The 14,431-nt window shown below is 42.7% G+C and carries 14 protein-coding genes; 2 read left to right on the top strand and 12 right to left on the bottom strand.

All coding sequences use genetic code 11. The annotated features are described in order from the left end of the window. The first annotated feature begins 15 nt into the window (after positions 1-15). Together IX53_RS01555 and IX53_RS01550 are read left to right on the top strand one after the other, a co-directional pair. Positions 16-615, top strand: coding sequence for a pyroglutamyl-peptidase I (locus tag IX53_RS01555; protein WP_047753858.1), 600 nt, complete (start codon positions 16-18; stop codon positions 613-615). Next, a complete protein-coding gene (locus IX53_RS01550) occupies positions 612-1,355 on the top strand; it encodes a nitrilase-related carbon-nitrogen hydrolase (protein ID WP_047753857.1) in 744 nt (247 codons plus the stop codon). Before IX53_RS01555 ends, IX53_RS01550 begins: the two co-directional genes overlap by 4 nt. Positions 1,356-1,483: 128 nt before the next feature. On the opposite strand, the gene IX53_RS01545 is transcribed toward IX53_RS01550, so the two are convergent. Genes IX53_RS01545 through efp form a run of 12 tightly spaced genes read right to left on the bottom strand, consistent with a single transcriptional unit; the run spans position 1,484 to position 14,430 of the window. Further along, a complete protein-coding gene (locus tag IX53_RS01545; RefSeq protein WP_047753856.1) occupies positions 1,484-2,779 on the bottom strand; it encodes an MFS transporter in 1,296 nt (431 codons plus the stop codon). Positions 2,780-2,791: 12 nt separating this feature from the next. Beyond that, on the bottom strand, positions 2,792-3,697 hold the full coding sequence (gene era, locus IX53_RS01540; RefSeq protein WP_047753855.1) for a GTPase Era: 906 nt from the start codon (positions 3,695-3,697) through the stop codon (positions 2,792-2,794). Positions 3,698-3,702: 5 nt separating this feature from the next. Further along, positions 3,703-5,751, bottom strand: coding sequence for a glycine--tRNA ligase subunit beta (gene glyS / locus IX53_RS01535; RefSeq protein WP_047753854.1), 2,049 nt, complete (start codon positions 5,749-5,751; stop codon positions 3,703-3,705). After that, entirely contained in the window at positions 5,748-6,599 is an 852-nt protein-coding gene (locus IX53_RS01530; RefSeq protein WP_047753853.1) for a glycine--tRNA ligase subunit alpha, read from the bottom strand. Before IX53_RS01530 ends, glyS begins: the two co-directional genes overlap by 4 nt. A gap of 16 nt (positions 6,600-6,615) precedes the next feature. Beyond that, complete coding sequence (locus IX53_RS01525) at positions 6,616-8,274, bottom strand: DAK2 domain-containing protein (RefSeq protein ID WP_047753852.1); 1,659 nt, start codon at positions 8,272-8,274, stop codon at positions 6,616-6,618. Positions 8,275-8,290: 16 nt separating this feature from the next. Then, positions 8,291-8,632: an Asp23/Gls24 family envelope stress response protein gene (locus tag IX53_RS01520; protein ID WP_047753851.1), complete on the bottom strand. Its 342-nt coding sequence runs from the start codon at positions 8,630-8,632 to the stop codon at positions 8,291-8,293. After that, positions 8,568-10,493: a 1-deoxy-D-xylulose-5-phosphate synthase gene (dxs, locus tag IX53_RS01515; RefSeq protein ID WP_047753850.1), complete on the bottom strand. Its 1,926-nt coding sequence runs from the start codon at positions 10,491-10,493 to the stop codon at positions 8,568-8,570. Before dxs ends, IX53_RS01520 begins: the two co-directional genes overlap by 65 nt. Continuing rightward, positions 10,490-11,326 (bottom strand): bifunctional 5,10-methylenetetrahydrofolate dehydrogenase/5,10-methenyltetrahydrofolate cyclohydrolase, encoded by an 837-nt coding sequence (locus IX53_RS01510; RefSeq protein WP_053001094.1) that lies wholly within the window; start codon positions 11,324-11,326, stop codon positions 10,490-10,492. The genes dxs and IX53_RS01510 overlap by 4 nt, the downstream gene beginning before the upstream one ends. A gap of 12 nt (positions 11,327-11,338) precedes the next feature. Further along, entirely contained in the window at positions 11,339-13,003 is a 1,665-nt protein-coding gene (locus IX53_RS01505) for a formate--tetrahydrofolate ligase (RefSeq protein ID WP_047753849.1), read from the bottom strand. Between the two features lie 12 nt (positions 13,004-13,015). After that, on the bottom strand, positions 13,016-13,459 hold the full coding sequence (nusB, locus tag IX53_RS01500; protein WP_047753848.1) for a transcription antitermination factor NusB: 444 nt from the start codon (positions 13,457-13,459) through the stop codon (positions 13,016-13,018). A 3-nt stretch (positions 13,460-13,462) separates the two neighbouring features. Continuing rightward, positions 13,463-13,855: an Asp23/Gls24 family envelope stress response protein gene (locus IX53_RS01495; protein WP_047753847.1), complete on the bottom strand. Its 393-nt coding sequence runs from the start codon at positions 13,853-13,855 to the stop codon at positions 13,463-13,465. 17 nt (positions 13,856-13,872) lie between these two features. Beyond that, positions 13,873-14,430, bottom strand: a complete 558-nt coding sequence (efp, locus tag IX53_RS01490) for an elongation factor P (protein ID WP_047753846.1) — start codon at positions 14,428-14,430, stop codon at positions 13,873-13,875. Between the last annotated feature and the right edge of the window lies 1 nt (position 14,431).

The following is a 14,431-nucleotide window of genomic DNA, read 5'->3' as shown; positions in this document are numbered from 1 at the left end:
AATGAAGGTGATAGCGTGATAATCGTGAGTTATTTCGAACCCTTTGGTAATGACGCGGAGAATTCTACGGAAATCCTTTGCAGGGAGATCCAGAAAATAAGAAGTGACATTGACTTTGTAAAATTGCCAACGATCTTCTTCGAAAGTGGAAAACTCCTCATCAATGTCATCAAAAAAAAGCAACCGGACGCAGTTTTAATGCTGGGACAGGCTGGAGGAAGAGCTGCAGTCACACCGGAGAAGGTCGCTCTGAACTGGATCGATGCGAGAATTGAGGACAACAGCGGTCACATGTTAAAAGATACCATGATAGTTAAGAATGGACCAACCGCGTATTTCTCCACACTTCCTATAAGAAAAATTGTTGACACTCTTACAGCGTGTGGCATTCCAAGTCGAGTATCATACACAGCGGGAACCTTTGTGTGCAATAGCCTGTTTTACCAGGTGATGCACTTTCTTCATGAGGAGAGCTTTGAAAACCCGGCAGGATTTGTGCATTTTCCATATCTGCATAGTCAGGTACTGTACAGACCTAAAGTCCCTTCTTTAAGCCTTGAAAAGTCGCTTGTAGCGTTGAATTGTATTATTGGACTTTTGGAGGAAATGGTATGAAAATAACCGCGGCGTCCTTTGCCCCGGAATACGAAAACCGGGAGGTAAATAAATCTAAAGTATCTAACATATTCACCAAGGCAAAGAGCTTGGGCTCAGAACTGCTTATTTTCCCGGAGATGACCCTCAGTGGCTTTACTATGAACCTCTCAATGTACGACTCGAAAGACATTGAGTTCTTTGAAGGGGTAGCCGATTTTCATGGTGTTGCGGTTATTTTTGGGCACATAGTCAAAAAAGGGAAAAATTTTTTCAATGCGGCCACATTTTATAACCCACAGACGCATGAGAGATTCACATATTTTAAAAGGAAGCTCTTCAGCTATGCTGACGAGAACAGGTACTACACAAAAGGCAAGACACCTGTTCTATTTTCATTTAAAGGTCTGAAATTCTCCATTCTAATTTGCTATGATTTGAGATTTCCCGAACTATTCAGAGAGGTGAAAGGGGCAGAATTGTTTGTAGTTATAGCGAGCTGGCCACAGAGCAGACGAATTCACTGGGATACACTTCTGAGGGCACGGGCGATAGAAAATCAGGCTTTTATTATAGGTGTCAACAGAACGGGAACTGACGTTCAGGGGATAGAATACGGTCAACTCACCACTGCATTTGACTACTATGGAAATAGGCTGAAAGCAGAAAGAACAGGTCAGCTTCTCAGCTGGGAAATTTCTGAAGAAATGGTCGCAAAGATGAAGCATTGGCGTGATGTGTTTCCTGTGTTGAAAGAATAAAAAATTGCTGCCCTTTTTGAGGGCAGCGAAGCGGTCTGAGGGTTACTTCAGCGTTACTATTATAACGCTCAGGGGCATAGGAATAGCCACAAACGGTATTATATGCCATTTATGAGCTCTTGACACCTTCAATCCCCCATGGTTCGCGCAACAAGCTCCATCTTTCTGTGGAGCCTCTCTACATCATTTGAAAGTGTATATACCGCAAAGAGCAGTACAATTGCGCAGGGTATCCAGAAAAATGCGGAGATATTCATAGCTGCTGAAAGTGAACCGAGAGTAGCGGAAACACTGCCTGCAAAGACTTTACCTACTCCAGTACCCAGAGAATCTGTAAGGTTAAAAACGGAAAAGATACGCCCTCGATTTTCCGGTATGTTTACATTCATCAGCATGGTCTTCATGTTGGGGCCAGTCATAGAGGCAGTTGCCGCAGCTCCCATTCCAAGAAGTGATATCAAAACGAACCCGCCTGTATTTTCAACAGCGGGTAAGTTGAGAACCGCAAGAACCAGGAAAGCGCCAATTGTGGTCATTATGGCACTGAATAAAGACATATATGACTTTTTGATCTTGTACAATATGCCGCCAAGCATGCCACCAAAGAAAATGCCGAACACATTTCCCACGCCGAAGAAAATGAAGACAAGCGTTGCCTTATTTTGATCCAGCCCTTTATACCTTTGTAGAAACTCAACAAGAAAATATGGTATTGCTCCCCATGGAACAGTACCGAGTATGCCTTGAATGAATAACACGAGGTTAGTCTTTATCTTGAAAAGGTCGAGGTAGTCACTGAGTTTTATCTGAGTTCTGTACTCCTTACCTCTCTTGACCAGTTCTCCAACGGCAACCTCTGCTTCTCCACGTTTGGGCTCTTCAGCGAGAAAAAAGAACAACAAAACAAACAAGAGGTTTGGTAATGAAACGATGACAAAAGGAAGACGCCATCCCAGGGTTTCGCCAGTAAAACCGGCGATAACCATTCCGAGAATCGCACCTATTGAGATGGCTGTTGAGAGAATAGCGTTTACCTTTGCTCTCTCATTTTCAGTGAAAATGTCGCTGGCATATGAAAAAACAACGGGGAAGACGGCGCCTATTCCTATACCGGTGAGGGCTCTTAACAAAAAAAGTTGTGGATAGTTCGTGGCAAAAGCGGAAAGGAAACATGGGATCTCACCTACAAGTACACTTATCAGAAGGAGTTTTTTCCTATTGTATTTATCTGCCAGAAATCCCCAAATAAGACTCAATATAGCACCAATTATCGTAAAAGAACCCGCTATGTAACCGATCTCTCTGTCCCCTATCCCGAATTCCTGCTCGATCCTGCCGATATTGGGTGCCATTACCATTTGATCAGCATTTAACAGGATCATCATAAGCAGGAGTATCCAGAGAATGGCGTTATTCCTGCTCATGTTTCCCCCTTGTTATTCGAGGTCTTCTTTCAGGTTTGCAAAATCCTGAATGAAATTATCCTTCTCCCGCCACTTCTTTCGGACTTTCACGAAGAGTTCGAGATACACTTTTGTGTCGAATATGTATTCCATATCCTGCCGTGCAAGCATGCCGATTTCCTTAATCATTGAACCATGCTTACCTATAATAATGGGTTTTTGACTCTGCCGTTCTACGACGATATCCGCTCTTATAAATAGAACCCCGTTTTCCTTTTCTATAAAATCGTGAATATAAACACCTGTAGAATGTGGAATCTCTTCTTTCGTGAGCAACAGAACTTTTTCTCTGATAATCTCAGCGGCCATGAAGCGGGAAGACCTGTCAGTTATTACATCCTCTGGATAGAGCTTTGGCCCTTCCGGAAGCCTTTCTATTATTTCATCCAGCAACTCAGTTACTCCATCACCCCGTTCAGCAGAAATGAGGAAATGCTTTTCCACATTTTCGAAAAGTTCCCGTGCCTTCACAGCGAATTCGGTTGCTCTAGTCGAATTAGGTGCTATGTCAATTTTGTTCACCACGAGAAAAACGGGGATTTTAGAGGCGTTCACATGCCTCGCTACCAGGTGATCAGAAGCTTTAATACCATCCTCATAATCTACCATAACAAGAAGAAGGTCAGAACCATTAAGGGCTCCGACTGCTATTTTTACAAGATACCATCCCAGCTTATGAAGAGGTTTATGAATTCCGGGCGTATCATAAAAAATGACCTGTCCCTTTTCAGTAGTTACTATTCCACCAATCCTGTTCCTTGTTGTCTGGACTTTATCAGATACGATGGCTATTTTTTCACCGACAAACCGATTTACTAAGGTCGATTTTCCCACATTAGGTTTTCCAACAAGAGATACTACTCCTGATTTAAAGGCCATGACTTTTACTTTGCCTCCTCATCAAGAAGCTGCGAGAAATTGGCGACCTTGAAGAACAACTGATCAAGGGATTTTAAAAACCCCAATCTGTTGAGTCTTATATCCGGTTGGTTATCCATGACGAAAACGTTATCAAAATAGTTATCAATATAGTCCTTCAACAAAACCAGGTCCTGAATAGCGCCAGAGAAATTGTGATTTTCAAAATGTCTGTTCAGCGAGTCGTAGGCTTTCAGGTAGGCATTAAAGAGCTCTTTTTCTTCATCTTTTAAAAAGAGGGCACCATCGAATTTCGTTGAGTCGTGTTTTCTGCTTATGTTATGTACACGTTGATAAGCGGTAAGTAGCTTACCGAAAGACTCGTCGCCAACAATAGATTTTAGGGCCGAAGCGATGAGTTCACCGCTAAAGGGACGGTCCCACCAGAAATTCACAGCACGAGAGATTCTAATCGAATATCCTCTGTCGAGTAGAAAATTCTCAAATCTGTTTCTCGTGAAATCTTCCAGTTTATCTGAAAATTTCAGGTATTCAAAACCATAAATTTCAGCCGACTTTTCGAATAGCTCCTTCAGATTGATATACCAACCAAGTGAACAGAAAACGTTGAAAATGAACTGGAACTTCCGTCTGATGGCAAAAGGATCTTTAGAACCAGTAGGAACATTGCCAAGGTAGAAATTTCCAACGATGGTATCAATCCTATCAGCTACACCCACAACAGCTCCTGAGAGGCTTTGCGGTATCATACCATTCTGACCGTAATGTTCTTCGATTCCAAGGGCTATTTCTTCATCCTCTCCGGATTTTAAGGCATATATCCTACCCATAATTCCCTGAAGTTCTGGAAATTCATATACAATTCTTGTAGCCAGATCTGCTTTTGAGAGTTCCGCAGTCCTCAATACCAGGGCTTTCTCCTCAGCCTTCGGAGAAAGATGATCGAGAATGATTTCAGAGAGTTTTCGGACTCTCAGAGTTTTGTCGTACATACTGCCCAAACCGCGTTGAAACATGATTTCTTTGAGTTCAGGAAGGTAACTTTCAAGAGGCTTCGAGAGATCTTTATAATAGTAGAAATGCGCATCTTCGAGTCGAGCATTTATTACTTCTTCGTACCCTCGCTTTACATTTCCTTTTGGATCTCCTGGACCATCCTGAAAGGCGACAAATTTATTACTTAGGGCCTCGGAAACATAGACAGGGAAGGTGCGCTGGTGGTGTTTAATCGTGACGATAATAACCTCTGGAGGAAGTGCCAGATACTTGTCCAAAAACTCACCAACTACAGCTGTTGGAAATTCTGTCAAGCTGACAACTTCTTCCAATAGTTCTTCATCAACCGGAATAACAGCCTTCAGCTCAGTTTCAACACGCTTGAGCTCTCCAAGAACACGACTTCGTCTCTCGTCAATGTCCGAAAAAACGAGCGTATCTTTTAATTTATCGAAGTATGTATCAGGTGTTACCTCAACTTCGTCATAGAAAAATCTATGTCCTCTCGATTTATTTGAAGCCTTTTTTCCAAAGACCTCAAAATCCAGTACGAATTCATCTAACATGGCTACAATCCATTTTACAGGGCGTACAAAACTGAATTCGCCGTTACCCCACCTCATGGGTTTTTTGAAGTTCAAAGAACTTAAAAGCTCGTTGAAAATGATGGGTAGCAATTCAATAGTATTCTTACCCTGTACAGTACGCTTTATAAATACATATGGAATACCTTTAACTTCCCTTACTTCTATATCTTCTACAGAAGCGTTATTTGCTCTCAAAAATCCATCCAGCGCCTTCGTAGGTTTACCATTGGCAAACGCTATTCTTTCGGCAGGTCCTCGTTTTTCTTCTGTAAAGTCCGATTGCTTTTCAGGAAGACCATATATGAGGAAACCGAATCTTCGGCTAGCTACGAAGGTTTTTATATGACTGTAATCCAATCTATAGTTAGTTAAGAGTCTTTCAAGTTTTTCACTCAGTTGTTGTCTGAGATTTCTTATTTCGGTGGAAGGAAGTTCTTCAACTCCGACTTCGAGTAAAGCTATCTTTGTCATTCCTTATCACTCTCCCAGGCTACGTATGCTTCAGCTATCTGTTTTGCCATAGCCCTGATGGACTTTATATACCCTTGTCTCTGGGAAACGCTTATAGCATTTCTTGCATCGAGCAAATTGAACGCATGAGAACATTTTATGAGGTAATCATACGCAGGTAACAGCAAGTCACCTTCCATGCATCTTTTGAATTCCTTTTCGTACATTCTGTAGAGCTCAAAAAGCATCTCTGTATTGGCATGCTCGAAGTTATAGACAGAAAACTGGCGTTCATTTTCGAGAAAGACATCGCCGTACTTAAAATGCTCATTCCAGTCTATGTCGAATATGCTGTCCTTTTTTTGAAGGTACATAGCAATGCGTTCAAGGCCATACGTTATTTCGAGAGAGACCAGTGAAACGTCCACACCACCAACTTGCTGGAAGTAAGTGAACTGAGTGATCTCCATACCATCAAGCCAGACTTCCCAGCCTATGCCCCAAGCGCCGAGTGTTGGTGACTCCCAGTTGTCTTCTACGAAGCGGATATCATGTTCCTTAGGCTCAATCCCAAGGGCTTTAAGCGAATCAAGATAGATCTCCTGAGAGTCATCGGGGGAGGGTTTCATTATAACCTGATATTGAAAATACCTCTGTGTTCTCATGGGGTTTTCCCCGTAACGCCCATCAGTAGGCCGGCGACAGGGTTGAACGAAAGCAACTTTCCATGGTTTCTTTCCAAGCGATCTTAAAAAGGTGGAGGGATGAAATGTACCCGCTCCCATCTCAACATCGTATGGCTGATCAATCAGGCAGCCCTTCGAACCCCAGTATTCGTTGAGTCTCGCGATTATCTCCTGTAAGTACATCTTTGAGCCTCCGTTCTTATTCCAGTGATATAAGGTAGTAGTAATAGGGTTGACCGCCCTCATGGACCTCGAATTCAATGTCTTCGAAGTCGCCTGATAGGCTTTCAACGAGTTTGTCAGCCTGTTCTTTCTTCACATCTGAACCATAGAAGATTGTAACAATCTCGTATTCATCGTTGTTTTTGAGAGATATCTCTAAGGCTTCACGTATGATTCTGTCGAGCCTTCTGCCAGTGCTGATGAGACCATCCTTTCCAATGGCGAGGTATTCCCCTTTACGAACCTTTTTGCCCTTTATACTGGAATCTCTTATAGCATAGGTGACAGAAATGGGTATTACATGGTTTATTGCTTCGTTCATCTCCGTCAGGAGCTCTTCAGTATCTAGCTCGTCATCATATACTGAAAGAGCTGCAATGCCTTCCTGTACAGTCTTTGTTTCTAGAATAAAAACATTTTTAGAAGGGTTCTTTTCCATGACAGCAGCAGCAGCCTCTTTCGCGGTCAAAAGGATGTTGGGATTATTGGGCATTACGATGATATTTTCAGATTCAAGGCGTTCAATCGCCTGGAAAATATCCTTCATACTTGGATTCATTGTCTGACCGCCTTTGACTATGTAGTCTACGCCAAGGCTTTTCATTATTTCACTGAGACCGTCACCTGGCGAGATAGAGACGATGCCGTGCTTTTTTCCCACGCCATACTTACTTTCGCCGTTTTGCGCCTCAATTACATGGTCATGCTGGATTTTCATATTATCTATCTTTACCTTTTGCAGTTCACCATGTTTTAGGAATTCTTCTATGACATCCCCGGGATGGTCTGTGTGAACGTGGATTTTAATCAGGTCATCCTGATTTACTGCAACGATGGAGTCACCGATGGTTCCCAGATAATCTTTCAATTTGTTTTCTATCTCTTGAGTTCCCCCATTAGTGTCGTGGAGCTTTATTACTAGTTCTGTACAATACGCATATTTCAGCTCCTCGCGGGCAATTTCAAGAATTTGCTCAGCCGAAGCTGTAGCGACTGACGGAGCTTCGACTAACTCTGCTTCCGTCTCGCCCAGTGCAGCCAGTTTAAAGCCTTCGAAAATATAAGCTAACCCCTTGGCTCCGGCATCAACGACACCAGCTTCTTTCAGCTTTGCAAGCATGCTTGGGGTTTGATCAACGGTTTTAAAGGCTATGTCAGTTAACTTTATAAAATATTCTTCAAAATCCTCAATTTCAGAGAGCTCAGAAACTGCCTTATCCGCTACGACACGAATAACGGTCAGCATCGTACCTTCAACGGGTTTCATTACAGACTTGTAAGCCACTTCTTTGGCCCTCACAAGACACTCGCTGAAAGCCCGGGTGTTTAAATACTTACGATTCTTTGCGCCTTCAGCGAACCCCCTAAAAATCTGTGATAGGATAACACCGGAGTTACCACGTGCTCCCATTAGCATGCCTTTCTTGATCGTGTCAACAACTTGATCAAGATCCGCAGAATTAAGCTTGTTGAGATACTCAACAGCTTCTAGAACAGCTGCACTCATATTTGAGCCTGTATCTCCATCTGGTACTGGAAAAACATTCAGAGCGTTTATCTCATCTTTGTTAACGAGCAAACGCTCAGCGGCTTTTTTGAAAGCTACGATAAAGAACCTGCCGTTGAGTCGTTTCATCTAACCGCGCCCCCTATTAGTCCCGAAGTCCTACAACGTAAACATTCACCTTTACGTTGTTGGCCTCCGTTAATACCTTCAATCTGTGAAACACGTTTTCCTGAATGTTAGCAACAACTGCTGGGATACGCACTCCGTATTCAAGTACGAGTTCAATATCGATTTCAAGGGTGCCATCGATTTCTTCTGTGACTTTTATTCCGTGTTTCTCTTCAGAACCAAGGATTCTCGAAAAAAATCCCTGTTGAGGAGAGCCAACGTTTACAGGACCATAAGACTCTGACACGACTTTCTTAACGATCGAGCTGATAGCCTGTAAGGTTATTTCGATCTTTCCGTACTCTGTCGTTATAAGCATTTAGTTCACCTCTCAGTTTCTTGATTGTGCTTTCAATACCCCCATATTCAAGACCAAGTTCTTTCAATATTTCCGCTCTCGTTCCATGTTCTGAAAATATGTCGTCAATTCCCATTACATGAATCTTTCCACTATAGCGCTTTGAACTCGCATAAAGCAATAAAGAACTGCCAAAACCACCTATCCTTACCCCTTCTTCAATGGATAGAATGATGTCATTTTCTTTCATAATAGCATCGAATGTTGTGGTGTCGAGGGGCTTGATGGATCTACAATTGTACATATTCAGTCCGTATTTTGCCGCTACATCTCTCGCAGGCTGAACCATACTGCCAGTAGCCAGAATGGCGATTCTCGTTTTTCCTTTGATAAGTTTTTCCCATTTCCAGAGATCAATTTGAGACATATTATCTATTATTTCAGACAGTATACCATATTCAGACTGTCTGGGGTACCTAACCACTACTGGACCATCAAGCTCTTCGTGGAGCAGGAGTGTGTAAAACATGTTAGCCAGTTCCTGAAGACTGGAGGGTGCAAGAATTTTCATATTAGGAATCATGTTCAGATAAGCTATATCGAAGATGCCGTTATGTGTTGGTCCATCATGTCCAACGATCCCCGCCCGATCAACAGCAAATACAACGGGGAGTTTTTGTAAAGCAATATCATGAATTAGCTGGTCAAAGGCTCTCTGTAAAAAGGTGGAATACACAGCAAAAACCGGTTTTGTACCCTTCACAGCCATTCCACCAGCAAAAGTGACACAGAGTTGCTCGGTGATACCGAGGTCGTAGAATCTTCCGGGATATTTTTTTGCAAACTCTGATAATCCGGTTCCATCTGGCATAGCAGCTGTAATCGCTACTATCCGGGTATCTTTCTTAGCTAGTTCTATAATCACTTTTCCAAAGACTTTACTATAAGAGATAAGCGAGTCAGTATAGAGTCTTTCTCCCGTTTCAGGGTCAATCTTTGAAACACTATGAAATTTTGTTGGATCCTTTTCAGCGTATTCGAGTCCTTTCCCCTTCTGTGTGGTCACGTGTACGATAAAAGGTTCGTCAAACTCCTTTATTGTTTTGAAAATTGCTTCCATTTCCTTGATGTTATGACCATCAACAGGGCCAAGATAATTCAAACCAAAATCTTCGAAAACGTTTCCACCCAGAAAAGTATGTTTTATTCCGTCTTTTATTCTTGAAAGCAATTTCTCGAGTTTTTTCATGCGCATGCTTTCAAGAGTTCCCTTGATATCTTCTTTTATTTCTCTATAAACGGGATTCAGTCTCAAATCTGTTAAAGTCATGGACAAGCTTCCTACATTCTTGCTGATGCTCATACCGTTGTCGTTAAGTATGATCTTTAGACGAGAGTTCAGCTGTTTCAGTTGGTTTAGCGCTTCAAGGCTCATACCGGAAGTTAAAGCCCCATCTCCGATAACAACGACAACGTTTCTCTTTTCATTAACCATCGACAAAGCCTTTTCGATACCGAGAGCAGCCGGTATCCCGGTGCCAACGTGCCCGGCTCCAAAGACATCGTAAACGCTCTCTTCTCGTCGGAGAAAACCGCTTATTCCTTTTCTCTGGCGCAAGGTATTGAAACGACCGTATCTACCGGTTAAGATCTTGTGGGTATAAGCTTGATGGCCGGTATCCCAGATAATTATATCTTCGTCTGGATCGAAAACTCTGTACAGGGCAATTGTCAATTCGACAGTGCCTAAATTCGAAGAAAGATGCCCCGTGTTTTTAGAAACCACGGTCTTTATATAATCCCGTATCTCACCCACCAATATCTTGAGTTCCTGATAACTGTAATTTTTAACTTTCCTGAAAAGGGGTTCCTCGCGATTCATATACCACCATCCAGAATTCTCTTAAAAGACTCAACAAGGTGCCGGAATAGTATCGCTGTAGTGACAGTTCCTACACCACCAGGTACGGGTGTTATGGCAATGGTCTTTTCCTTTACATTTTCAAAGTCAACATCGCCAACGATTTTTCCATCAACGAGATTAATTCCGACATCTATGACCACAGCCCCTTCTTTCACCCAGTCCTCTCTTACAAATCCGGTTTTACCCACAGCGCTGACTAGAATATCCGCCGCTCTGGACTTTTCCTGTATTCCATGGGTGCGGGAATGGCAGACCGTGACAGTACCATCTATGCCTTTCTTCAAAAAGAGCAAGGAAAGCGGCTTTCCTACAGTAGTGGACCTGCCCAATATGGTTATATCCTTGCCCCGTATAGCGATGTTATAAAATTTTAGAATTTCAATTACCGCTTCAGCCGTGGGAGGAGCGTAATAACCCTCACCCATAACGATTCCACCAAGGTTTGTTGGTCCTCGTCCTTCGACGTCTTTCAGAGGCGAGATGGATTTTATCACAATATCCTCATCAATCCCTTTCAAGGGGTGCATTATCATTATTCCAGAGACAGCCGGATCCTCATTGAGCTGCATGATTTGTTCGAAGGGTTTTTCTGTGGCTTCAATGACCTCAACGGGTATATCCAGCTTTTCTCCCCTTTTTACTATGGATCTCATATATGACTGAGTTGAATCGTCTGGATGACTGCAATACAGGACAAGTTTGGGCTTTTTAGCCTCAAACCGGATCATCTGATCCTTAATTTCTGAATATATCCTTTTTGCAACGGGTGCGCCTTCAAGTAATATAGCCATGTGTTCACCTCATCAAAACAGTCCGGTAATTTCACCATTTTCGTCGATGTCGATTTTCTGGGCATTTGAATTACCAGGAAGCCCGGGCATCAACATAATATCCCCGGACACCGCTACCACGAATCCAGCTCCCGCTGAAAGCGTGAGGTCCCTTATCTGGAAGTTATAACCACTAGGTGCACCGAGTTTCTTCGCATCGTCTGAAATCGAATATTGTGTCTTCGCAACGATTACCGGGTAATCCCCAAAACCTTGTTTTTTCAATACTTTCAACATTTTCCTGGCCTTAGGTTCAAGGGTATATGAGCCGGCTCGATATATTTCCTTTGTTATTATTTTTAATTTTTCTTCTATTGGGGCATCTAAGGAAATAAGAGGCTTAAATTGATTTGATGTATTAGAAAGCTCTACCACCCGTTCAGCAAGCGCTACGCCACCTTTGCCACCATTCTTCCAGACAGTTGACGTTTCATATGGTATATTGTTTTCTTTGCATAACTCTCCGAGGAGTTTTTTCTCACCGGATGTGTCATCGGGGAAGATATTGATCGCCACAACAACAGGCACACCGTATTTGCGCATATTTTCGTAGTGCACTTTCAGATTTTCAAACCCTTTTTTTAATGCTGCGATATCTTCTGAACCGAGGGACTTTTTATCCGCCCCACCGTTGAGTTTAAGAGCTCTTATGGAAGCGACAATAACTACGACTGCAGGCTCAAATTCTCCAACAGGTGAAACGAAATCTAAAAACTTTTCTCCACCAAGATCAGCACCAAATCCCGCTTCTGTAACGACAAAATCTGAAAGTTTCAACGCCATCTTCGTGGCGATGATGGAATTCGTGCCGTGGGCGATGTTTGCAAACGGCCCACCATGAACAAAGGCTGGTGTTCCTTCTATCGTTTGTACGAGATTAGGGTCTATCGCGTCTTTCAACACAGCTGCCATAGCGCCATGTACTCCAAGATCGCGGACACGCACAAAATCACCATGTTTATTCAATCCCAAGACGATATTTCCAAGCCTTTCTTTTAGATCACTAATATCTTTCGCCAGACAGAGAACGGCCATTACCTCGGAAGCTGCGGTGATTATGAATCCATCTTCACGGGGAAATCCATTAGATCTTCCACCCAATCCCACTACTATGCTACGAAGTGCACGGTCATTCATATCCATGGCCCTTGGCCAAAAAATTTGCGTGGAATCAATATCAAGGTTGTTACCGAATTTTATATGTGCGTCGATTGATGCTGATAAAAGGTTGTGTGCAGTTGTAACGGCGTGGATATCTCCGGTGAAGTGGAGATTTATTTCTTCCATGGGAAGCACCTGAGCGTATCCCCCACCAGCTGCTCCACCTTTGATTCCCATCACAGGACCAAGTGAAGGTTCTCGCAGAGTCACAAATGTCTTTTTTCCAATCCTGTTGAGCGCCATAGCAAGACCTATGGAAGTTGTTGTCTTCCCTTCGCCAGCGCTCGTGGGAGTAATTGCCGTAACGAGAATCAACTTCCCGTTGGGGCGTTCTTTGAGGACATCGTAGAACTTATGTGAAACTTTAGCGATACTGTTTCCGTAAGGCTTAAGGTATTCAACAGGTATTCCTGCCTCTTTTGCGATCTCGGTGATAGGGCGTAGCTGCGCTTGCCTCGCGATCTCAAGATCGTTCATTGTATCACCTCATTAAAGATTTCGCTTTGAAGACGGGGAATACACTTTTGCGATTCTATCGAGTACACCATTAACAAATCTTCCGTCCTCATCAGAGCCGTACTTTTTAGCAAGTTCGATTGCTTCATTTAAAGTAACCTCGATGGGAATATCGAGCTCATGTATTAGCTCATATGTCCCCAATCTTAAAACGTTTCTATCGACAGATGACAGCCTTTCGAATGACCAGTTTATAAGGTGATTTGCTATGATTTCATCCAATTCACCCATATGCTCCACAATACTTTTAAGGTACTTCTGGGCCCTCATCAGACTATCTCCATCTAATGAATGAAAACTGGATTCGCTCATTAAAAATTTAACGGCCACATCTATGTCTTTATGAAAATCATATTGAAATACAGATTTGAAGACGATATCACGCATTCGTCTTCTACTTCCACGCCTCTCAGCCATAGATTATTTTCCCTCTTCTTCGTCTTCTTCTGGCTCCACAGTTTCTACTGGTTCACTTTCAATTGCTTCTACAACATCCAGAATTTTGACATATACTTCTGACACTTCAAGGCCGCTCAAATTTTCAACATCCTCTTTGATCTTTTTCTGCAAGTTTCTTGCAAATTCTGGAATCGGTTCACCATACTTCACTTTCGTGGCGATATTGATTTTTACCTGTTTCTTTCCTGATTCCAGTTCTTCTACTTCTATATCCACCGCAGTTTTAGCTTCTTTCTTCGCTTTCTGATCATCAAACGGGAGCCCATTGAATTCCATGTAGGAATGAACTGCCAAATCCCGTATAACAGGGTCAGATATTTCGATTTTTCCGAGTTCCGTTTCATCGTAGTTCATCGATTACCCTCCTTTCTTCAGGCCCTTTCTATGTACTCACCTGTCCTTGTGTCAACTCTAATCTTCTGTCCGTTCTCGACGAAAAATGGAACAGTAACTTTTAGACCTGTTTCACACACCGCCGGTTTACCACCACCTGAAACTGTGTCTCCTTTGAAGCTAGGTGCCGTTTCAGTTACCTCTAGAACGACGGTGTTCGGTAAAACTACACCAATTGGTGTCGAATCATGGAACTGAAGATCGAGTTCCATATTCTCCGTCATATAGTATAAAGCATCACCAATGACTTTTCTGTCCAGAGTATACTGCTCATAAGTCTCAAGATCCATGAAATAAAAGAGATCACCATCGCTATATAAATATTGCACACGACGCAAGGAGAGTGAGGCTTCTTCAACTTTTTCGCCACTGTTGAACTTGAACTCTCTCACATATCCAGTCTTTATGTTCTTCATTTTTGTTCTTATGATTCCACTACCTCGACCGGTGAAGTGTTTGTTGACATCGAGTACTATATAGATCTCGTTGTCGATTATAAGAGCCATACCCTTTCTTATGTCTCCAACTTCAACCACA

This window comes from Kosmotoga pacifica, from assembly GCF_001027025.1.
GTDB classification, from domain to species: Bacteria; Thermotogota; Thermotogae; order Petrotogales; family Kosmotogaceae; genus Kosmotoga_B; species Kosmotoga_B pacifica.
Note: the sequence above shows the minus strand (reverse complement) of the source record. Positions and strands in the feature narration are given on the sequence as shown.

Bases quoted from the DNA above. Each gene is read 5' to 3' on its own strand.
- IX53_RS01495 (WP_047753847.1), bottom strand. From the start codon at position 13,855: ATGAACTACGATGAAACGGAACTCGGAAAAATCGAAATATCTGACCCT.
- IX53_RS01545 (WP_047753856.1), bottom strand. From the start codon at position 2,779: ATGAGCAGGAATAACGCCATTCTCTGGATACTCCTGCTTATGATGATC.
- IX53_RS01525 (WP_047753852.1), bottom strand. From the start codon at position 8,274: ATGAAACGACTCAACGGCAGGTTCTTTATCGTAGCTTTCAAAAAAGCC.
- glyS (WP_047753854.1), bottom strand. From the start codon at position 5,751: ATGACAAAGATAGCTTTACTCGAAGTCGGAGTTGAAGAACTTCCTTCC.
- IX53_RS01530 (WP_047753853.1), bottom strand. From the start codon at position 6,599: ATGTACTTACAGGAGATAATCGCGAGACTCAACGAATACTGGGGTTCG.
- era (WP_047753855.1), bottom strand. From the start codon at position 3,697: ATGGCCTTTAAATCAGGAGTAGTATCTCTTGTTGGAAAACCTAATGTG.
- IX53_RS01505 (WP_047753849.1), bottom strand. From the start codon at position 13,003: ATGAACGATCTTGAGATCGCGAGGCAAGCGCAGCTACGCCCTATCACC.
- dxs (WP_047753850.1), bottom strand. From the start codon at position 10,493: ATGAATCGCGAGGAACCCCTTTTCAGGAAAGTTAAAAATTACAGTTAT.
- IX53_RS01510 (WP_053001094.1), bottom strand. From the start codon at position 11,326: ATGGCTATATTACTTGAAGGCGCACCCGTTGCAAAAAGGATATATTCA.
- IX53_RS01550 (WP_047753857.1), top strand. From the start codon at position 612: ATGAAAATAACCGCGGCGTCCTTTGCCCCGGAATACGAAAACCGGGAG.
- IX53_RS01520 (WP_047753851.1), bottom strand. From the start codon at position 8,632: ATGCTTATAACGACAGAGTACGGAAAGATCGAAATAACCTTACAGGCT.
- nusB (WP_047753848.1), bottom strand. From the start codon at position 13,459: ATGGCTGAGAGGCGTGGAAGTAGAAGACGAATGCGTGATATCGTCTTC.